This window comes from Streptomyces sp. NPDC057302, from assembly GCF_042667685.1.
In the GTDB taxonomy this organism is placed as follows: domain Bacteria; phylum Actinomycetota; class Actinomycetes; order Streptomycetales; family Streptomycetaceae; genus Streptomyces.
The window spans coordinates 26337-42466 of record NZ_JBHUZJ010000081.1 but is presented as its reverse complement, the minus strand read 5'-3'; the positions used below and the strand labels follow the sequence as shown (position 1 = coordinate 42466).

Here is a 16130-nt window from a genome sequence, read left to right as displayed (position 1 = left end):
CGGGTGGGGGCGCCCCGAGGAGCGCCCCCACCCGCGTACGGGGAACGTCAGTCGGCGAACGTGGCCGCCAGCGCCTCCGCGAGCCCCGGGACCAGGTCGGACCCCGTGAGGACCTCGGTCGGCGAGTCCTTCTCGCGCAGCCGCAGGGCCGAGTCGCGCGCACCGTCACGGAGCACGGCGACCGTCATGCGGACCTCCTGGCGGTCGGGGTGCCGCGCGACCCACTTCGCGAGCTGCGCCTCGCCCAGCCCTTCGGGTACGGACGTCTCCGCGGACGGCGGCAGCATCAGGCGCTCCACCGTGAGGGCGCAGCCCACCACGGCGTCCGGCCAGGCGATGGTGCCGAGGAACTCGTCCAGCGGCTTGCCCGCCGGGATCTCCTCCTGCTCGATGGGGGTCAGTGCGGTTTCTTCGGGGGAGTCGTCGAGGCCCAGCTGGGTGGCCAGACCGGGTTCTTGGGTGCGCAGTCGCGCCGTGTCGACGAGCGCGAAGAGGCGTGCGGGCTGGTCCCAGCCGAGGCCGGACGCGTACTCATCGATCTCGAGCACGGCACGGGTGAGGGGGCTCGCTGCCATGGGAGTGTTGGACATGGTCACAATCCTGCCTCGTTAGTCCCGCAAAACGGGAACCGAGTAAAGCGTGAGTAAGTTGCATAGGTGTGGGTCCACGATCAAAGGACCCTGACGGATCAACAGAATCAACATCGAACTTCGAGGTGCGCACCTTGGCTTTCCAGATGCCGGACCGCGGCGGAGGCCCGACGGGGCCACGGATCAGAGTGGGCCGACCGTCCCGTCGCGTCCGGACCCTGCTCATGACACTGGGCATCCTGGCTGTACTCGCCATGGTGTTCGTCATGTTCGCGGGGTTCTGGACGGACTGGCTCTGGTACCGCTCGGTCAACTATTCGTCGGTCTTCACGACGACCCTGTGGACCAAGATCGGCCTGTTCTTCGTCTTCGGCCTCCTCATGGCGGCCGCGGTCGGCTTGAACATCTGGCTGGCGCACCGGCTGCGCCCGCCGCTGAGCGCCATGTCGATGGAGCAGCAGTCCCTCGACCGGTACCGCATGAGCATCGCGCCGTACAAGAAGTGGCTGCTGCTCGGCATCGCCACGCTCGTCGGCCTCATCGCGGGCGCGTCGGCCGCGGGGCAGTGGCGCACATGGCTGCTCTGGGTGAACGGCGTCTCCTTCGGTCAGAAGGACCCGCAGTTCCACCTGGACGTGTCGTTCTTCGCGTTCGACCTTCCCTGGTACCGCTTCCTGCTGGGCTTCGGCTTCGCGGCCACGGTGCTCTCGCTGATCGCCGCGGCCCTCACCCACTACCTGTACGGCGGGCTGCGCATCACCAGCCCCGGCGCGCGGGCCACGGCGGCCTCGACGGGCCACCTGTCGGTGCTCCTGGGCGTCTTCGTGACGCTCAAGGCCGTGGCGTACTGGCTCGACCGGTACGGCCTCGCGGTGAAGTCCAGTGACTTCAAGGCGACCGGCGACTGGACGGGCCTTCGCTACGTGGACGCGAACGCGTACCTGCCGGCGAAGACCATCCTGTTCTGCATCGCCGTCATCTGCGCGCTGCTCTTCTTCGGGACGCTGTGGCGCCGCACCTGGCAGCTGCCGGTCATCGGCTTCGGTCTGATGGTCCTCTCCGCCATCCTCATCGGCGGTCTGTACCCGGCCATCGTGCAGAAGTTCCAGGTCCAGCCGAACGAGCAGGCCAAGGAAGCGCCGTACATCGAGAAGAACATCGAGGCCACGCGCAACGCGTACGGCATCAGCGGTGTGAAGCCCGAGGACTACAAGGGCGCCGGCAAGGCCGACGAGGACCCCAAGAAGAAGCGCGACGACGCGGACTCGGCGGCCAACTACCGGCTGAACGACCCGAACATCGTCTCGCCGACGTTCCAGCAGCTGGAGCAGGAGCGCGAGTACTACCGCTTCCCCAAGACCCTGGACGTGGACCGCTACAACGGCCAGGACACCATCGTCGGTCTGCGTGAGCTGAGCCTCGACAAGCTCGACAAGCGCAACTGGATCAACGACCACTTCGCCTACACCCACGGCTACGGCATGGTCACCGCCAAGGGCACGGAGACGAAGAAGGGCTCCAAGGGCGCCCCGGACTTCACGGAGTCCGGCCTGCCGACCACCGGCAACCTCGGCCCGTACCAGCAGCGGATCTACTACGGAGAGAAGACCACCCAGTACTCGATCGTGGGCGGGCCCCAGAAGGAGCTCGACTACGAGGAGGACGGCGGCGGTCAGAAGACCTACAGCTACAAGGGCGACAGCGGGGTCAACCTCTCGAACCCGATCAACCGCGCCGCGTACGCCGTGTCCTTCGGCGAACCGCAGATGCTGTACTCGGGCGCGATCGGCGAGGGCTCGCGGATCCTCTACAACCGCACGCCCAAGGAGCGCGTCGAGTCGGTGGCTCCCTGGCTGACCATCGACGGCGACACGTATCCGACGGTGGTCGACGGCAAGATCCAGTGGGTCGTCGACGCGTACACGACGAGCAACGGCTATCCGTACGCCTCGCGGACCACGCTCGGCGACACGACGGCCGACTCGCTCTCCGAGTCGGACGACGCGCGCGCGGTGGTGGCCCAGCAGAACCAGGTCAACTACATCCGCAACTCGGTGAAGGCGACCGTCGACGCGTACACGGGTGAGGTCAAGCTCTACACCTGGGACGACAAGGACCCGGTCCTCAAGACCTGGAAGAAGGCGTTCCCGGACACCGTCAAGGACAAGGGTGAGATCCCCAAGGCCCTGATGGACCACCTGCGCTACCCCCAGGACATGTTCAAGGTGCAGCGCGAGCTCCTGACGCTCTACCACGTCACGGACCCGGGCCAGTTCTACAACGCGAGTGACGCGTGGCAGGTGCCGAACGACCCGACCAAGAAGGACAACAGCGCGGTTCCGCCGTACTACCTGTCCATGAAGGCACCGGGTCAGGCACAGCAGCAGTTCTCGCTGACGACGACGTTCACCCCGAGCGGGCGCCCCAACCTACGAGCCTTCATGACGGTCGACGCCGACGCAAGAAGCAAGAACTTCGGCACCATGAAGCTGCTGAGAGTCACGGGCGACGTGGACGGCCCGGAACAGGTCCAGAACAAGCTGAACTCGATGACGGAGGTCGGCAACTTCGTCCGGGACATGAAGGGCGCCGACTCCGACGTCCTCTACGGAAACCTGCTGACCGTGCCACTGGACGACGGGTTCCTCTACGTCGAGCCCGTGTACGTCCAGGGACGTAAATCGGCGTATCCGCTCCTGAAGAAGGTCGCGGTGTCCTACGGCACGGAGACCGCGTTCGCGGACTCCCTGAGCGACGGCCTCAACCAGGTCTTCGGCGCCGAGGGGACCACCAAGCCACCGGCCGACGAGGGCGACACGGACGAGCCCGCCGAGCCGCCCAAGACGAACGACCCGACGGTGCAGGCTGCCCTCGACGACGCCCAGACGGCGTTCGAGGACGGGCAGACGGCCCTGAAGGACGGCGACTGGAAGGCCTACGGAGAAGCCCAGGAGAAGCTGGAGGACGCCCTCCAGCGAGCCGAGGACGCGCAGGCCGCGGCGGACAAGAAGGGCGACAAGAACGCCGACAAGAGCGAGGACAAGAACGGCGACAAGAAGGGCGGCTGACCAGCTGCGAAACACCCCCTCCGCGCCGTGGTACGGTTTGAACACAACGGCGCGGGGTGGAGCAGCTCGGTAGCTCGCTGGGCTCATAACCCAGAGGTCGCAGGTTCAAATCCTGTCCCCGCTACTAGTAGGCGAAGGCCCGGATCCTTATCGGATCCGGGCCTTCGTCGTGTGTGCGTGGGGTCCGTGGCGGCATGCGCTGGTCTGTGCGAACGGTGCGCCGCCCGAGGGGAGTTGGGAAATCTGTGTTTGACTTATCTCTCTGTGGGCATGTCGACAAAACGCTGAAGTGACCTCACTGGCTGCGGTATACCAGGTGTACCCAGGTTGCAGGTGGTGCGACGATGGACGTTATGGGGGACAAGGCAACTCTGTTGGAGACAGGGCGGTTTGTGCAGCCGGCCGACCGGGAGGATCCCGGGGCGGCCGCCGAGGAGATGCGCCATCGGCTGGCCGCCGAGGCCGGAGACGTCGACGCGATGAGCGTCCTCGGAAGCCTTCTGCTGCGCCGCGGTGATCTCGACGGGGCCGAATCCCTGCTGCGCGCCGCGACCGCCGAGGGCGACCGCGCCGCGGCCAACAACCTCGGAGTCCTCCTTCACCAGCGCGGGTACGCCGATGAGGCCGCCGGATGGTGGCGGGTCGCCGCCGTCGCGGGTTCCGCGGCGGCCGCGCACGCGCTCGGGCGCCACCACCGCGAGCGCGGCGACGAGCCCGCCGCCGAGTACTGGCTGCGGCAGTCCGCCGAGCAGGGCCACGCCCTGGGCGCGTACGCCCTCGCCGACCTTCTGGAGCACCGCGGTGACGTCGGCGCCGAGCGCTGGATGCGCGCGTCCGCCGAGCGCGGCCACCGCGAGGCCGCCTACCGCATCGCGCGCGCTCTGGACCGGCGGGCCACGGCCGAGCGCGGAGACGTCGGAGCCGCCGCCAAGGCGGACATCAAGGCCAAAGGGGCACGTTCCGCCGAGGCCGAGGCCGAGCAGTGGTACCGCCAGGCCGCCGCGCGCGGTCACCGGCGGGCCGCGCTGCACCTCGGCGCGATCCTGGAGCAGCGCGGCGAGCTGAAGGAGGCGGGGCGCTGGTACCTGAACTCCGCGAAGGACGGGGAGGCGCGGGCCGCCTGCGCCCTCGGCTTCCTGCTGCGTGACGCGGGCGACGAGGAGAGCGCCGCCGTCTGGTGGCTGAAAGCGGCCCAGGACGGCGACGGGAACGCCGCGAACGCCCTGGGCGCGCTGCACGCCGAGCGCGGCGAGACCCAGACCGCCGAGCGGTGGTATCGCGCCGCCATGGACGCGGGCGACGTGAACGGCGCGTACAACCTCGGCCTGCTCTGCGCCGAGCAGGGGCGGACCGCGCAGGCCGACCAGTGGTATCGGCGTGCCGCGTACGCCGGTCACCGCGAGGCCGCCAACGCGCTTGCCGTGCTGCTGCTCCAGGGCGGCGACGCGGCGGGCGCCGAGCCGTGGTTCTCCAAGGCCGCAGAGGCGGGCAGCGTGGACGCGGCCTTCAACCTCGGGATTCTGTACGCGTCCCGTGACGACGAGGGCTCCGCCCTGCCCTGGTACGAGCGTGCGGCGGCCGCCGGGCACACCGAGGCCGCGCTCCAGGTCGGCACCGCGCGGCTGCGTGAGGGCGACGAGCAGGACGCCGAGCGGCATCTGCGGTGCGCGGCGGGCGGCGGCAGTGCGGAGGCCGCCTACCGCCTCGGCACCGTGCTCGACGCGCGGCGGCCCCCCGCGGGTCCGCCCGCGCTCGGGGAGCCCGCAGCCGAGAAGACCGAGTGCGAGGAGTGGTACGAGCGGGCCGCCGAGCAGGGGCACCGGCGTGCGCAGGTCCGGGTCGGGATGCTGGCCGCGGGGCGCGGGGACGTCGTGGAGGCCGCCCGGTGGTACCGCCTGGCGGCGGACGCGGGCAGCCGGAACGGGGCGTTCAACCTGGGGCTGCTGCTCGCGCGTGAGGGCAGTGAGCCCGAGGCCGCGCTCTGGTGGACCCGGGCCGCCGACGCGGGACACGGGCGGGCCGCGCTGCGGCTCGCGCTGCTCTACGCTCGGCGCGGGCAGCTGGTCGAGGGACAGCGGTGGGCTTCGCGTGCGGTGGAGCTCGGCCCTGCTGAGGTTTCCGAGCGGGCGGCTCGACTCCGTGAAGCCCTTCAGCAGGAGCTGACCGCTTAGCTCCTGCCGGCGCCCGTGCCCACCCGCGGCCTGCGCAATGCCTGCCCACAGCGGGGGCGCGGAACGGATTTGCGCTGGTCGTAGGCGTTGACATACGCTTACAACACAACGGCGCGGGGTGGAGCAGCTCGGTAGCTCGCTGGGCTCATAACCCAGAGGTCGCAGGTTCAAATCCTGTCCCCGCTACTAAAGACCAGAGGCCGGGAAGCATTAGCTTCCCGGCCTCTGGTGCGTTCAGGCTCGGCTTCGGTGAGCGGCTACCGCTTGTGGCCCACCGCCTCCTCGTACAGCCTGCGGTCCACCGCCTTGTCCTCCGGAACCTTCTCGCCCTTGGCGACACCCGCCGCCTCGTACGCGGCCTGGAGCCGGTCGGTGGTCCCCGACCTGATCTCCCAGTCCATGCGCAGCGACGGAGTCGACTTCAGGACCGCCTCGTCGGTCTTCAGGAGCTTCGCCAGCTCGCTCACGAAGGCCTTGTCCGCCTTGTAGTCACCGGCGAAGTACGTGTTCACGGTCCTGATGTACGCGCGCAGGAGCGCGACCCCCGCGTCCGGGTCCTCCGTCAGGAGGTTGGGGCCGAACAGCAGGCCGCCGAGCGGTTCGCCCTGGGGCTGGCCGCCGAGGAACGCGTACTGCTTGTCGCCGTCGACTTTGCGCCAGACCGGGTCGAGCAGCCAGGCGGAGTCGGTGCCGCCGTTCTGGAGGGCGGTCAGGACGTCCGCCGAACCCAGCTGCTGGAACTGGATCTTGTCGAGGCCGCCGCCGTGCTTCTTCAGGGTCTTTCCCATGGGGTACGAGATGACCGAGCCCTTGCCGATCATGGTGCCGAGCTTCCGGCCCGCCATCGGGACGTGGCCCGCGCTCTCGCCCTTCTTCAGTTTCACCCACAGGCCGCTCTTGGATCCGGGGCCGGGGGAGAAGTTGCCGGCCGCCCACTTGATGGTGAATCCGCCGGTGATGCCGTTCATGACGGCGGCCTCGGGGGCCGCCCACTGGGCGTCGATGTCTCCCTTGGCGAGGAGCGGGAGGGCGTCGGGGGTCGGGAGCACCTTGAGGTTGACGTCCAGGCCCTCCTTCTTGAACTCGCCCTTCGCCACGGCCATTTGGAGAGGCGCGACGTACTCGGCGCTCAGCGTGCCGGTGGCGATGGTGAGGCTGCGCTCCTTGGACAGCCGGCGCGGGGCCGGGCTGCCCTTGTCGCAGCGGGCGGGCGCGCGGTTCTCGGCGAGGTCGGACGGGTCCGTCCAGCTTCCCTTGCCGCAGCCGGGGACGGCCTTGACGGTGCGGGGCTTCGCGGGCGCCGCCGGGTCCGTGGCGTCGTCCTCCTTCGCGCAGCCCGCGGCGGCGAGCAGCGAGCCGGCGACAAGGAGGGCCAGGGCGGAAAACCGGGTGCGGGTGTGCATGGAGCCTCCGTACGCATGCGAGGGGATCATGACTGGCTTCTACCGCGGTCGCGCGGGGCCCAGGGAGTGAGCAACCGGCCCGCGATCCGCACCAGTTCGGAGAAGACGACGCCGAGTACGGCGACGCAGACGATGCCGACGAACATCACGTCGTTCTGGAACAGCGCCCGGGAGTCGAAGATCAGATGCCCCAGGCCGTTCGACGCCGCGATCTGCTCCGAAGCGACGATCACCAGGACCGCGACGCCCGCCGCGATCCGCGCGCCGACGAGCACGGCGGGCAGCGAGGCGGGCAGCAGGACGTGGCGGAACATCTGCCACGGCGACGCGCCGAAGACCTGGCCCGCGTCGCGATGGCCGGAGGGCACGGCGAGCACCGCCGCCATCGTGGAGATCCATACGAAGAAGAAGACGGTGGCCGCCACGAGCGCGATCTGCGGGCCCTCCCCGAGGCCGAACATGTTCAGGAAGACGGGCAGCAGGGCCAGCTTCGGTACGACGTACAGCGCGTCCAGGAGTGGTTCGAGCGCGGCGCGCACCAGGGAGAGCGAGCCCATGAGGAGGCCGAGCGCGTAACCGGCGACCGTGCCGATCGCGTAGCCGCCGAGCACGCGCTTGAGCGTGGCCCATACGTCCGGCCACAGGTCGCCGTCCGCCGCGCGCTGCCAGCCGTCCTCCAGGATGGTCTGGGGAGCGGGGTAGACGCGGTCGTCGATCCAGGCCTGGGTGGCGGCCAGTTGCCACAGGAGGACCAGGGCCAGGGGGACGGCGACGGCGAGGCCGATCTCCAGGGTGCGGCGCCTGCGGTGGGTGCGGGCGGGGTGCAGCTCCTGGGGTCCGGGCCTGCGGACGAGCAGGCCGTCCTCGGGGGTGGCCGCTTTGCGCGGGGTGGTCGTCGTCATGCCACGGCCGCCTCGTCCTTGGCGTCCTCGCGGACCACCTCGCCGCGCAGCAGATCCCACAACTCGCCCTTCAGGGCCGTGAATTCGGGAGTCGCTCGTACGTCGCCGGTGCGGGGCCTGGGGAACGGCGGGCGGTGTTCGGCGATGATGCGGCCCGGCCGCGCGGACATGACCAGGACGCGGTCGCCGAGCACGATCGCCTCTTCGAGGCTGTGGGTGATGAAGAGGGTGGTGGTGCGGGTGGTCTGGGTGAGGTCGAGGAGCTCGTCCTGGAGGATGGTGCGGAGCTGGGCGTCCAGGGCCGCGAACGGCTCGTCCATCAGGAGGATCTCGGGCTCCACGGCCAGGGCGCGGGCGATGGCCACGCGTTGGCGCATGCCGCCGGAGAGGGTGGCGGGGTAGGCGTCGGCGAAGTCGGCCAGGCCGAGGCGGGTCAGCCAGTCCTTGGCCCTCGTGTCCGCCTCGCGGCGGGGGACCTTCTGGATGTCCAGGCCGAAGCGGACGTTGGCCTGGACGGTCTTCCAGTCGTAGATGCCGTAGTCCTGGAAGATCATCGCGGCGGGGCGCGGGTCCGCGGTGCGGATCTTCAACTCCCCCTGGCTGGGGCGCAGGAGGCCCGCGGCTATGCGGAGCAGGGTTGATTTTCCGCAGCCTGAGGGGCCGACGATGCAGGTGAATTCGCCTGGAGCCATCTCCAGGTCCACGGGGCCAAGGGCGTGCACGGCCTTGGGGCCGCGGCCGAAGGTTCTTGTTACTGCGTGGGCTTCTAGTTTGGGGTGCGGGTCTCCCACGGGGTCTCCTTGCGGAGGGCAGGCGGACATTGGGCGCCGCCGACCATATGACGCACCGTCAGATTCCGGAAGGGGTGCGCCTGGCAGGGACTCGCCGCTCCCCGCAGACCACGCGGAAGAAGTGCTACGCCGCCGCGCAGCTGGGGCACGTACCCCTGTAGGTGACGTCCGCGCCCTCGACCGTGAAGCCGAAGCGTTCCGAGTCGGGGAGGCTGGACAGCGGGTTGCCCGTGGGGTGGACGTCGCGGATCGTGCCGCACTGCGCGCACACCAGGTGCTGGTGGGGGCGGTGGGCGTTCGGGTCGTACCGCTTGGCCCTGCGGTCCGTCGACACCTCGAGGACCTCGCCGAGGGTCACCAGCTCGCCCAGGGTGTTGTAGACCGTCGCCCGGGAGATCTCGGGCAGTTTGTTCACCGCGCGGGAGTGCACCTCGTCCGCGGTCAGGTGTACGTGATCCCCGTCGAGGACCTCGGCGACGACGCGCCGCTGTGCGGTCATGCGCCAACCGCGTCCGCGCAGTCGTTCCAACAGGTCGCTCATGAGAACCAGCCTAGCAGGCGAGGAACCTAAGTCCCGACGAGGTGTGACTTTGGATGTTTACTTGACTTAGACAAAGTCCATCGTAGGATCGGGTTCGGCGGAAGCCAAGGGTGTACGCCGATGGCAACCGCCACGGGCAACCGCCAAGGGCAATCGCCGAAGGACAGGACTTGCAGGAAATGACGCAGGAGGCGCACGTGACGCAGGGACCGCTCACCACGGAGGCCGGCGCGCCGGTCGCCGACAACCAGAACAGCGAGACCGCTGGTGTCGGCGGTCCGGTGCTCGTCCAGGACCAGGCGCTGCTTGAGAAGCTCGCGCACTTCAACCGCGAGCGCATCCCGGAGCGCATCGTCCACGCCCGCGGCGCCGGTGCGTACGGCACGTTCACGCTGACCCGTGACGTGTCGCAGTGGACGCGTGCGAAGTTCCTCTCCGAGGTCGGCAAGCAGACGGAGACCTTCCTCCGGTTCTCCACCGTCGCCGGCAACCTCGGCTCCGCCGACGCCGTGCGCGACCCCCGCGGCTTCGCGCTGAAGTTCTACACGGAGGAGGGGAACTACGACCTGGTCGGGAACAACACCCCCGTCTTCTTCATCAAGGACGCCATCAAGTTCCCCGACTTCATCCACACGCAGAAGCGCGACCCGTACACGGGCTCGCAGGAAGCCGACAACGTGTGGGACTTCTGGGGCCTGAGCCCCGAGTCGACCCACCAGGTCACCTGGCTCTTCGGCGACCGCGGCATCCCGGCGACGCTGCGCCACATGAACGGCTACGGCTCGCACACGTTCCAGTGGAACAACGAGGCCGGTGAGGTCTTCTGGGTCAAGTACCACTTCAAGACCGACCAGGGGATCAAGAACCTCACCACCGAGGACGCCAACCAGATGTCCGGCATGGACCCGGACTCCCACCAGCGCGACCTGCGTGAGGCCATCGAGCGCGGCGAGTTCCCGTCCTGGACCGTGCAGGTGCAGATCATGCCGGCGGCCGAAGCGTCGACGTACCGCTTCAACCCGTTCGACCTCACCAAGGTGTGGCCGCACGAGGACTACCCGCCGATCGAGATCGGCAAGCTGGAGCTCAACCGGAACCCGGAGAACATCTTCGCGGAGGTCGAGCAGAGCATCTTCTCGCCCGCGCACTTCGTTCCCGGCATCGGCCCGTCCCCGGACAAGATGCTCCAGGGCCGCCTCTTCGCGTACGGCGACGCCCACCGCTACCGCGTCGGCATCAACGCCGACCACCTGCCGGTGAACCGCCCGCACGCCACCGAGGCGCGCACCAACTCCCGTGACGGCGCGCTGTACGACGGCCGCCACAAGGGCACGAAGAACTACGAGCCGAACTCCTTCGGCGGCCCCTTCCAGACGGACCGGCCCCTCTGGGTGACCACCCCCGTCTCGGGTGGCACGGGCAACCACGAAGCCCCCTCGCACGCCGAGGACAACGACTTCGTGCAGGCGGGCAACCTCTACCGCAACATGTCCGAGGACGAGAAGGCGCGTCTGATCGAGAACCTCGCGGGCAACATCGCGGGCGTCTCGCGCGACGACATCGCCGAGCGCGCGATCAACAACTTCCGTCAGGCGGACGGTGACTTCGGCAAGCGCCTCGAAGCCGCGGTCCAGGCCCTTCGCGGCTGAGGGGAGAACAGGCGGGCCGGGTCCCTTGGGGGGTCCGGCCCGCCTTTCGTTCACCCGGTGAGCGTCGGTACGCGGTTCCTGCTCGGTGCCCAGCAGCGGATGATGTCGCGGACCGAGACGATGCCCGCGGGTTCGTTGTCCTCAAGGACGATCAGGTGCCGGAAGCCGCCGTGCGACATGGCGTCGGCGGCTTCCTCCAGGGTCCAGGACGGGCTGGCGAAGACGACTTCGGTCGTGGTGTGGGTGCCTGCGGTCTCGGTGTCGGGGTCCTGTCCGAGGCCCACCGAGATGAGGACGTCGCGCTCGGTCAGAATGCCTAGGCCGGTGTCGGCGTCGAGGACGACGGCCGCGCCGACGCGGCGCGTCGACATCAGCCTGGCCGCCTGGCGCAGCGTGTGGGCGGGACCGATGGTGAGGACCATCGTGCTCATGGCGTCGCGGACGAGCATGGGCTTGAGCCACCTCCTGAGTGGACCGCAAGAGAAGCGATTCACAAGTTCACAAGTGGGGGGACTCTCAGAGTCGCAGCCATGCGGGTCATCAACAAGGGGGCGCGTGCTGCCGGTTCAGGGCGTGCGGGCCAGGAACGCGCGGGGGTGCGTGCGCCTCAGTAGCGCTGGTTGAGGTAGCCGAGCAGCTCGTCGTGGAGCAGGCCGTTCGACGCCGCCGCGTTGCCGCTGTGCGGGCCGGGAGCGCCGTCGAGCCCGGTGAAGGTGCCGCCCGCCTCGGTCACGATGATCGCGGTCGCCGCCATGTCCCAGAGCGAGAGCTCGGGCTCAGCGCAGATGTCGATCGAGCCCTCGGCGACCATCATGTACGGCCAGAAGTCGCCATAGCCACGGGTGCGCCAGACCGCCCGCGTGAGGTCCATGAACCCGTCGAGGCGACCCTGCTCCTCCCAGCCCGAGAGCGAGGAGTACGCGAAGGACGCGTCCTGGAGCCGCGAGACTTTGGAGGCCTTGAGTCGCGTCGCGGAGGTCAGGCTGCGCCCGGTGTACGCGCCGCCGCCCTTCGCCGCCCACCAGCGCCGGCCGAGCGCGGGCGCCGACACGACACCCACCACCGGCTGGAATCCGCCCTCGCCCGCCTCCATCAGGGAGATGAGCGTGGCCCAGACCGGCACCCCGCGCACGTAGTTCTTGGTGCCGTCGATCGGGTCGATCACCCAGCGGCGGGGGCCCGTGCCCTCCACGCCGAACTCCTCGCCCAGGATCGCGTCGCGCGGCCGGCCCCGCTTCAGGTTCGACCGGATCAGCTCCTCGGCCGTTTTGTCCGCCTCGCTCACCGGCGTCATGTCCGGCTTGGTCTCGACCTTGAGGTCGAGGGCCTTGAACCGGTCCATCGTCGCGGCGTCGGCGGTGTCCGCGAGGACGTGGGCAAGACGCAGATCATCGTGGTAGTCGGGCATGAGTGAACAGTATCGATCTCGTTGTGGCTGAGCCACAGCGCCGTATGTCCGGGCCATTCCGGGACATGACGCATACCGTGCGAGGTCGTGCCGGGACTCGCCAGGACTCGCCAGGACTATTGACACGGCTCCCGAGCACGTCAACTCTGGCCGCAGAGCCGCTTCGGCCCCCGGGAGGCGACGATGCCTGCGGCACGGGAATCCTTACTGGACGCGGCCGGTACCGCGCTCGCACGCCGAGCGTGGCCAGGCGTACGCATGGTCGATGTCGCGGCCACCGCCGGAGTGTCCCGGCAGACCCTCTACAACGAGTTCGGCAGCAAGGACGGCCTCGCGCGCGCCCTGCTCCGACGCGAGACCGACGCGTATCTGCACGGCGTGGAGCGCGCGTTGGCCGTGGCGGGCGATCCGGTGGACCGGCTCGCCGCGGTGAGCGCGTGGACGATCACCGCCGCGCGCGGGAGCGAGCTCACGCGGGCCATGCTCACCGGCTGCTGGAGCGAACGCCTGCCCGCGCCGAGCAGGCCAGGCGCCTCCGCGTCACCCGTACCGGCGCAGCGGCGTGCGGACGCGGGCGTCCCCTCGCCCGCCGAACTGCTCGCCCTCGTCCGGGACAAGGCGGTGAACGCCCTGAACGGCAGAGCGCGCCCGAAGGACACCGAAGAGCTGGCCATGGCCTGCGAGAGCGCCGTGCGGATGGCGCTTTCGTACGTCGTCGCGCCCTCGCCCGCGGGGGAGGATCCGGTGGAGCTGGTGCGCGGCGTCCTCGGACACTGGACCGGCGCCTGAGGCCGGTGCGGGCTCAGTGGGCGGAGCCCGAGAGCTGCAGGCCGATGACGCCTGCGATCACCAGCGAGATGGAGACGATCTTGAGGGTGGAGACCACGTCGCCGAGGAAGATCATTCCGTAGATCGCGGTGCCCGCGGCGCCGATGCCCGTCCAGACCGCGTACGCGGGACCCACGTCGAGCTTGCGCAGCGCGAGCGTGAGCAGGCCGAAGCTGCCGAGGGCGAAGGCCGCGAAGGTGATCGTCGGCCAGAGCCGGGTGAAGCCGTGCGAGAGCTTGAGGCAGACCGCGAAACCGGTCTCCAGGAACCCCGCGACGATGACCAGCAGCCACGCCATGTTTCTGCCTCCCGGGCCGTACGTTCGGTGACCGCTTCGCCTGGCTTGGATCAGGCTTGGTGCGATTATGCCCTTGCCGCTCGGCCCCCGGCGCAAACAACGCCCAGGTCAGTCTTCCTCGCGTCGCTCACGGGTGGCGAGGAGCCTGCGCAGTGAGTAGAGCCGCTGCGGGTCCGCGTGACCCTGGGCCACCCACGCGTCGAGCGCGCAGTCCGCCTCGTCGTGGCTGCACGCGCGCGGGCAGCCCTCCGTCCCCGGCACCAGGTCGGGGAAGGCGAGGATGACGCGGGAGGGGTCGACGTGATGCAGGCCGAAGGAGCGCACGCCGGGCGTGTCGATCACCCATCCGCCCGTCGAACCCGCCAGGGGCAGCGCGAGCGCCGACACGGTGGTGTGCCGGCCGCGGCCGGTGACGGCGTTGACGTGCCCGGTGCTGCGCCGCTGCTCCTCCGGGACCAGGGCGTTGACCAGCGTCGTCTTGCCCACCCCTGAGTGGCCGACGAACGCGGTGACCTTGCCGTCGAGCACCTCGTGCACCCGGGCGAGCTCCGCGCCGTCGGTGAACTCCTCGCGGCTGGTGACGACATAGGGCATGTCGAGCGTGGAGTAGGTCTCCAGGATCTTGTCGGGCGACGCCAGGTCGGACTTGGTCAGGACGAGGAGCGGTGTGAGACCGCCGTCGTACGCCGCCACGATGCAGCGGTCGATCAGGCGCGTGCGCGGCTCCGGATCGGCGAGGGCGGTGACGATGGCCAGCTGGTCGGCGTTGGCGACGACCACCCGCTCGTAGGGGTCGTCGTCGTCGGCCGTGCGCCGCAGGACCGACGTACGCGGTGAGATGCGCACGATGCGCGCGAGGGTGTCCTTCTTGCCGGAGAGATCACCGACGAGCGAGACCCGGTCGCCCACCACGGCTGCCTTGCGGCCCAGTTCGCGGGCCTTCATGGCCAGCACGATCCGGTCGTCGACCAGGACGGTCAGGCGGCCCCGGTCGACGGTGAGGACCATGCCGTCGGAGGCGTCCTCGTGCTTGGGCCTGATGTGAGTGCGCGGGCGGTTGCCCTTGCGGTTGGGGCGGACGCGGATGTCGTCCTCGTCGGGGTTCTTTCCGTAACGGCGCATGTCCTGGGTCCGCCCGTCAGTTCCCGAGCATTCCGGTCCAGAGGTCGGGGAAGTCGGGCAGCGTCTTCGCCGTCGTCGCGACATTCTCGATCTGCACGCCCTCCACCGCCAGACCGATGATGGCGCCCGCGGTGGCCATGCGGTGGTCGTCGTACGTGTGGAAGATCCCGCCGTGCAGGCGGCGCGGCCGGATGTGCAGGCCGTCGGCGGTCTCGGTGACGTCGCCGCCGAGTTCGTTGATCTCCTTGGTGAGGGCCGCGAGGCGGTCCGTCTCGTGCAGCCGCAGGTGGGCGACGCCGCGCAGGGTCGAGGGGGAGTCCGCGAGGGCCGCGACGGCCGCGATGCCGGGGGTGAGCTCGCCGACCTCGCTCAGGTCCACGTCGATGCCGTGGATCGAGCCGGAGCCGGTGAACACGAGCCCCTGGGCGGTCAGTTCGCAGGAACCGCCCATCTCGGTGAAGATCTCCCGCAGCTTGTCGCCGGGCTGCGTGGTGTGCGCGGGCCAGTCCGGGACGGTCACCCGGCCGCCGGTCACCAGCGCGGCGGCCAGGAACGGCTGGGCGTTGGAGAGGTCGGGCTCGACGGTCAGGTCACGGCCGAGGAGCGCGCCGGGGGTGACCCGCCACACGTTGGGCTCGCCGCCCGACTCGGGGGTGTCCACCTGGGCGCCGACCGCGCGGAGCATGTCGACGGTCATCCGGATGTGCGGCATGGAGGGCAGGGCGGAGCCGGTGTGGCGCACCTCGACACCCTGGTTGAAACGCGGGCCCGAGAGCAGCAGGGCGCTCACGAACTGCGAGGAGGAGGAGGCGTCGATCTCGACCGTGCCGCCGTCCAGGGCGCCGCCGCCGTGCACGGTCAGCGGGAGCGCGCCGCGGCTGTCGTCGTCGATACGGGCGCCGAGCGCGCGCAGGGCGTCGATCACGCCGTTCAGCGGACGCTCGTAGGAACGGGGATCGCCGTCGAAGCGGATCGCGCCGTCGGCGAGGGTGGCGACCGGGGGCAGGAACCGCATGACCGTGCCCGCGTTGCCCACGTCGACCGTGGCGGGACCCTGCAGACCGGAGGGGATGATCCGCCAGGCCTCACCGGAGCCGTCCGGACCCACGCCTTCCTCGATGCCGACGCCCAGCGCGCGCAGGGCGCCCGCCATCAGCAGGGTGTCGCGCGAGCGCAGCGGCCGGCGCAGCCAGCCGGGCTCGGCGGCGAGGGCGGCGAGGACGAGGCCGCGGTTGGTGACCGATTTGGACCCGGGTACATGGACCGTCGCGGCGACGGCTCCGCTCGCGTGCGGGGCTGGCCAGAGGGTGCTGTGCGCTGGGTTTACGGTCATGCCCTCACTTTAGTGGCTCACGGTGA

Annotated in this window: 14 protein-coding genes and 2 tRNA genes; 6 read left to right on the top strand and 10 right to left on the bottom strand. The window is 69.9% G+C overall.

Features of this window, described 5'->3' with window-relative positions:
- Nucleotides 1-47: 47 nt before the first annotated feature.
- On the bottom strand, nt 48-590 hold the full coding sequence (locus ACFUPX_RS36500; RefSeq protein ID WP_383332602.1) for a PPA1309 family protein: 543 nt from the start codon (nt 588-590) through the stop codon (nt 48-50).
- Between the two features lie 146 nt (nt 591-736).
- Here ACFUPX_RS36500 and ACFUPX_RS36495 point away from each other — a divergent pair, with 146 nt between their 5' ends.
- The 4 genes from ACFUPX_RS36495 to ACFUPX_RS36480 all read left to right on the top strand — a co-directional run bounded on the left by ACFUPX_RS36495 (nt 737) and on the right by ACFUPX_RS36480 (nt 6015).
- Nucleotides 737-3658, top strand: a complete 2922-nt coding sequence (locus ACFUPX_RS36495) for a UPF0182 family protein (RefSeq protein ID WP_383332612.1) — start codon at nt 737-739, stop codon at nt 3656-3658.
- A gap of 50 nt (nt 3659-3708) precedes the next feature.
- A tRNA-Met gene (locus tag ACFUPX_RS36490) sits at nt 3709-3782 on the top strand.
- A 220-nt stretch (nt 3783-4002) separates the two neighbouring features.
- Nucleotides 4003-5829 (top strand): sel1 repeat family protein, encoded by a 1827-nt coding sequence (locus tag ACFUPX_RS36485; protein ID WP_383332600.1) that lies wholly within the window; start codon nt 4003-4005, stop codon nt 5827-5829.
- A gap of 112 nt (nt 5830-5941) precedes the next feature.
- Nucleotides 5942-6015: transfer RNA gene (locus ACFUPX_RS36480), tRNA-Met, on the top strand.
- A 71-nt stretch (nt 6016-6086) separates the two neighbouring features.
- On the opposite strand, the gene ACFUPX_RS36475 is transcribed toward ACFUPX_RS36480, so the two are convergent.
- The 4 genes from ACFUPX_RS36475 to ACFUPX_RS36460 all read right to left on the bottom strand — a co-directional run bounded on the left by ACFUPX_RS36475 (nt 6087) and on the right by ACFUPX_RS36460 (nt 9466).
- Nucleotides 6087-7232: an ABC transporter substrate-binding protein gene (locus tag ACFUPX_RS36475; protein ID WP_383332598.1), complete on the bottom strand. Its 1146-nt coding sequence runs from the start codon at nt 7230-7232 to the stop codon at nt 6087-6089.
- Between the two features lie 26 nt (nt 7233-7258).
- A complete protein-coding gene (locus ACFUPX_RS36470) occupies nt 7259-8134 on the bottom strand; it encodes an ABC transporter permease (RefSeq protein WP_383332597.1) in 876 nt (291 codons plus the stop codon).
- Entirely contained in the window at nt 8131-8925 is a 795-nt protein-coding gene (locus ACFUPX_RS36465; RefSeq protein WP_383332595.1) for an ABC transporter ATP-binding protein, read from the bottom strand. The genes ACFUPX_RS36470 and ACFUPX_RS36465 overlap by 4 nt, the downstream gene beginning before the upstream one ends.
- Nucleotides 8926-9049: 124 nt before the next feature.
- On the bottom strand, nt 9050-9466 hold the full coding sequence (locus tag ACFUPX_RS36460; protein ID WP_383332593.1) for a Fur family transcriptional regulator: 417 nt from the start codon (nt 9464-9466) through the stop codon (nt 9050-9052).
- A 179-nt stretch (nt 9467-9645) separates the two neighbouring features.
- Between ACFUPX_RS36460 and ACFUPX_RS36455 the strand changes: the two genes are divergently transcribed.
- Nucleotides 9646-11115 (top strand): catalase, encoded by a 1470-nt coding sequence (locus tag ACFUPX_RS36455; protein ID WP_383332610.1) that lies wholly within the window; start codon nt 9646-9648, stop codon nt 11113-11115.
- A gap of 50 nt (nt 11116-11165) precedes the next feature.
- Here the strand turns inward: ACFUPX_RS36455 and ACFUPX_RS36450 are convergent, their stop codons facing one another.
- A complete protein-coding gene (locus ACFUPX_RS36450) occupies nt 11166-11564 on the bottom strand; it encodes a cyclic nucleotide-binding/CBS domain-containing protein (protein WP_383332591.1) in 399 nt (132 codons plus the stop codon).
- A 158-nt stretch (nt 11565-11722) separates the two neighbouring features.
- Nucleotides 11723-12523 (bottom strand): histidinol-phosphatase, encoded by an 801-nt coding sequence (gene hisN, locus ACFUPX_RS36445; RefSeq protein ID WP_383332589.1) that lies wholly within the window; start codon nt 12521-12523, stop codon nt 11723-11725.
- 183 nt (nt 12524-12706) lie between these two features.
- On the opposite strand from hisN, the gene ACFUPX_RS36440 reads away from it, so the two are divergent.
- On the top strand, nt 12707-13312 hold the full coding sequence (locus tag ACFUPX_RS36440) for a TetR/AcrR family transcriptional regulator (RefSeq protein WP_383332587.1): 606 nt from the start codon (nt 12707-12709) through the stop codon (nt 13310-13312).
- Nucleotides 13313-13325: 13 nt separating this feature from the next.
- Here the strand turns inward: ACFUPX_RS36440 and ACFUPX_RS36435 are convergent, their stop codons facing one another.
- The 3 genes from ACFUPX_RS36435 to aroA form a co-directional block, all read right to left on the bottom strand.
- Nucleotides 13326-13649 (bottom strand): multidrug efflux SMR transporter, encoded by a 324-nt coding sequence (locus ACFUPX_RS36435; protein WP_344525002.1) that lies wholly within the window; start codon nt 13647-13649, stop codon nt 13326-13328.
- Nucleotides 13650-13757: 108 nt separating this feature from the next.
- Nucleotides 13758-14771, bottom strand: a complete 1014-nt coding sequence (rsgA, locus tag ACFUPX_RS36430) for a ribosome small subunit-dependent GTPase A (RefSeq protein WP_383332585.1) — start codon at nt 14769-14771, stop codon at nt 13758-13760.
- Between the two features lie 16 nt (nt 14772-14787).
- Nucleotides 14788-16104: a 3-phosphoshikimate 1-carboxyvinyltransferase gene (aroA, locus tag ACFUPX_RS36425; protein ID WP_383332583.1), complete on the bottom strand. Its 1317-nt coding sequence runs from the start codon at nt 16102-16104 to the stop codon at nt 14788-14790.
- Nucleotides 16105-16130: the final 26 nt, after the last annotated feature.

Bases quoted from the DNA above. Each gene is read 5' to 3' on its own strand.
- ACFUPX_RS36500 (WP_383332602.1), bottom strand. From the start codon at position 590: ATGTCCAACACTCCCATGGCAGCGAGCCCCCTCACCCGTGCCGTGCTC.
- ACFUPX_RS36495 (WP_383332612.1), top strand. From the start codon at position 737: ATGCCGGACCGCGGCGGAGGCCCGACGGGGCCACGGATCAGAGTGGGC.
- ACFUPX_RS36450 (WP_383332591.1), bottom strand. From the start codon at position 11,564: ATGCTCGTCCGCGACGCCATGAGCACGATGGTCCTCACCATCGGTCCC.
- ACFUPX_RS36440 (WP_383332587.1), top strand. From the start codon at position 12,707: ATGCCTGCGGCACGGGAATCCTTACTGGACGCGGCCGGTACCGCGCTC.
- ACFUPX_RS36455 (WP_383332610.1), top strand. From the start codon at position 9,646: ATGACGCAGGAGGCGCACGTGACGCAGGGACCGCTCACCACGGAGGCC.
- ACFUPX_RS36475 (WP_383332598.1), bottom strand. From the start codon at position 7,232: ATGCACACCCGCACCCGGTTTTCCGCCCTGGCCCTCCTTGTCGCCGGC.
- ACFUPX_RS36485 (WP_383332600.1), top strand. From the start codon at position 4,003: ATGGACGTTATGGGGGACAAGGCAACTCTGTTGGAGACAGGGCGGTTT.
- ACFUPX_RS36470 (WP_383332597.1), bottom strand. From the start codon at position 8,134: ATGACGACGACCACCCCGCGCAAAGCGGCCACCCCCGAGGACGGCCTG.
- ACFUPX_RS36460 (WP_383332593.1), bottom strand. From the start codon at position 9,466: ATGAGCGACCTGTTGGAACGACTGCGCGGACGCGGTTGGCGCATGACC.
- rsgA (WP_383332585.1), bottom strand. From the start codon at position 14,771: ATGCGCCGTTACGGAAAGAACCCCGACGAGGACGACATCCGCGTCCGC.
- hisN (WP_383332589.1), bottom strand. From the start codon at position 12,523: ATGCCCGACTACCACGATGATCTGCGTCTTGCCCACGTCCTCGCGGAC.
- aroA (WP_383332583.1), bottom strand. From the start codon at position 16,104: ATGACCGTAAACCCAGCGCACAGCACCCTCTGGCCAGCCCCGCACGCG.
- ACFUPX_RS36435 (WP_344525002.1), bottom strand. From the start codon at position 13,649: ATGGCGTGGCTGCTGGTCATCGTCGCGGGGTTCCTGGAGACCGGTTTC.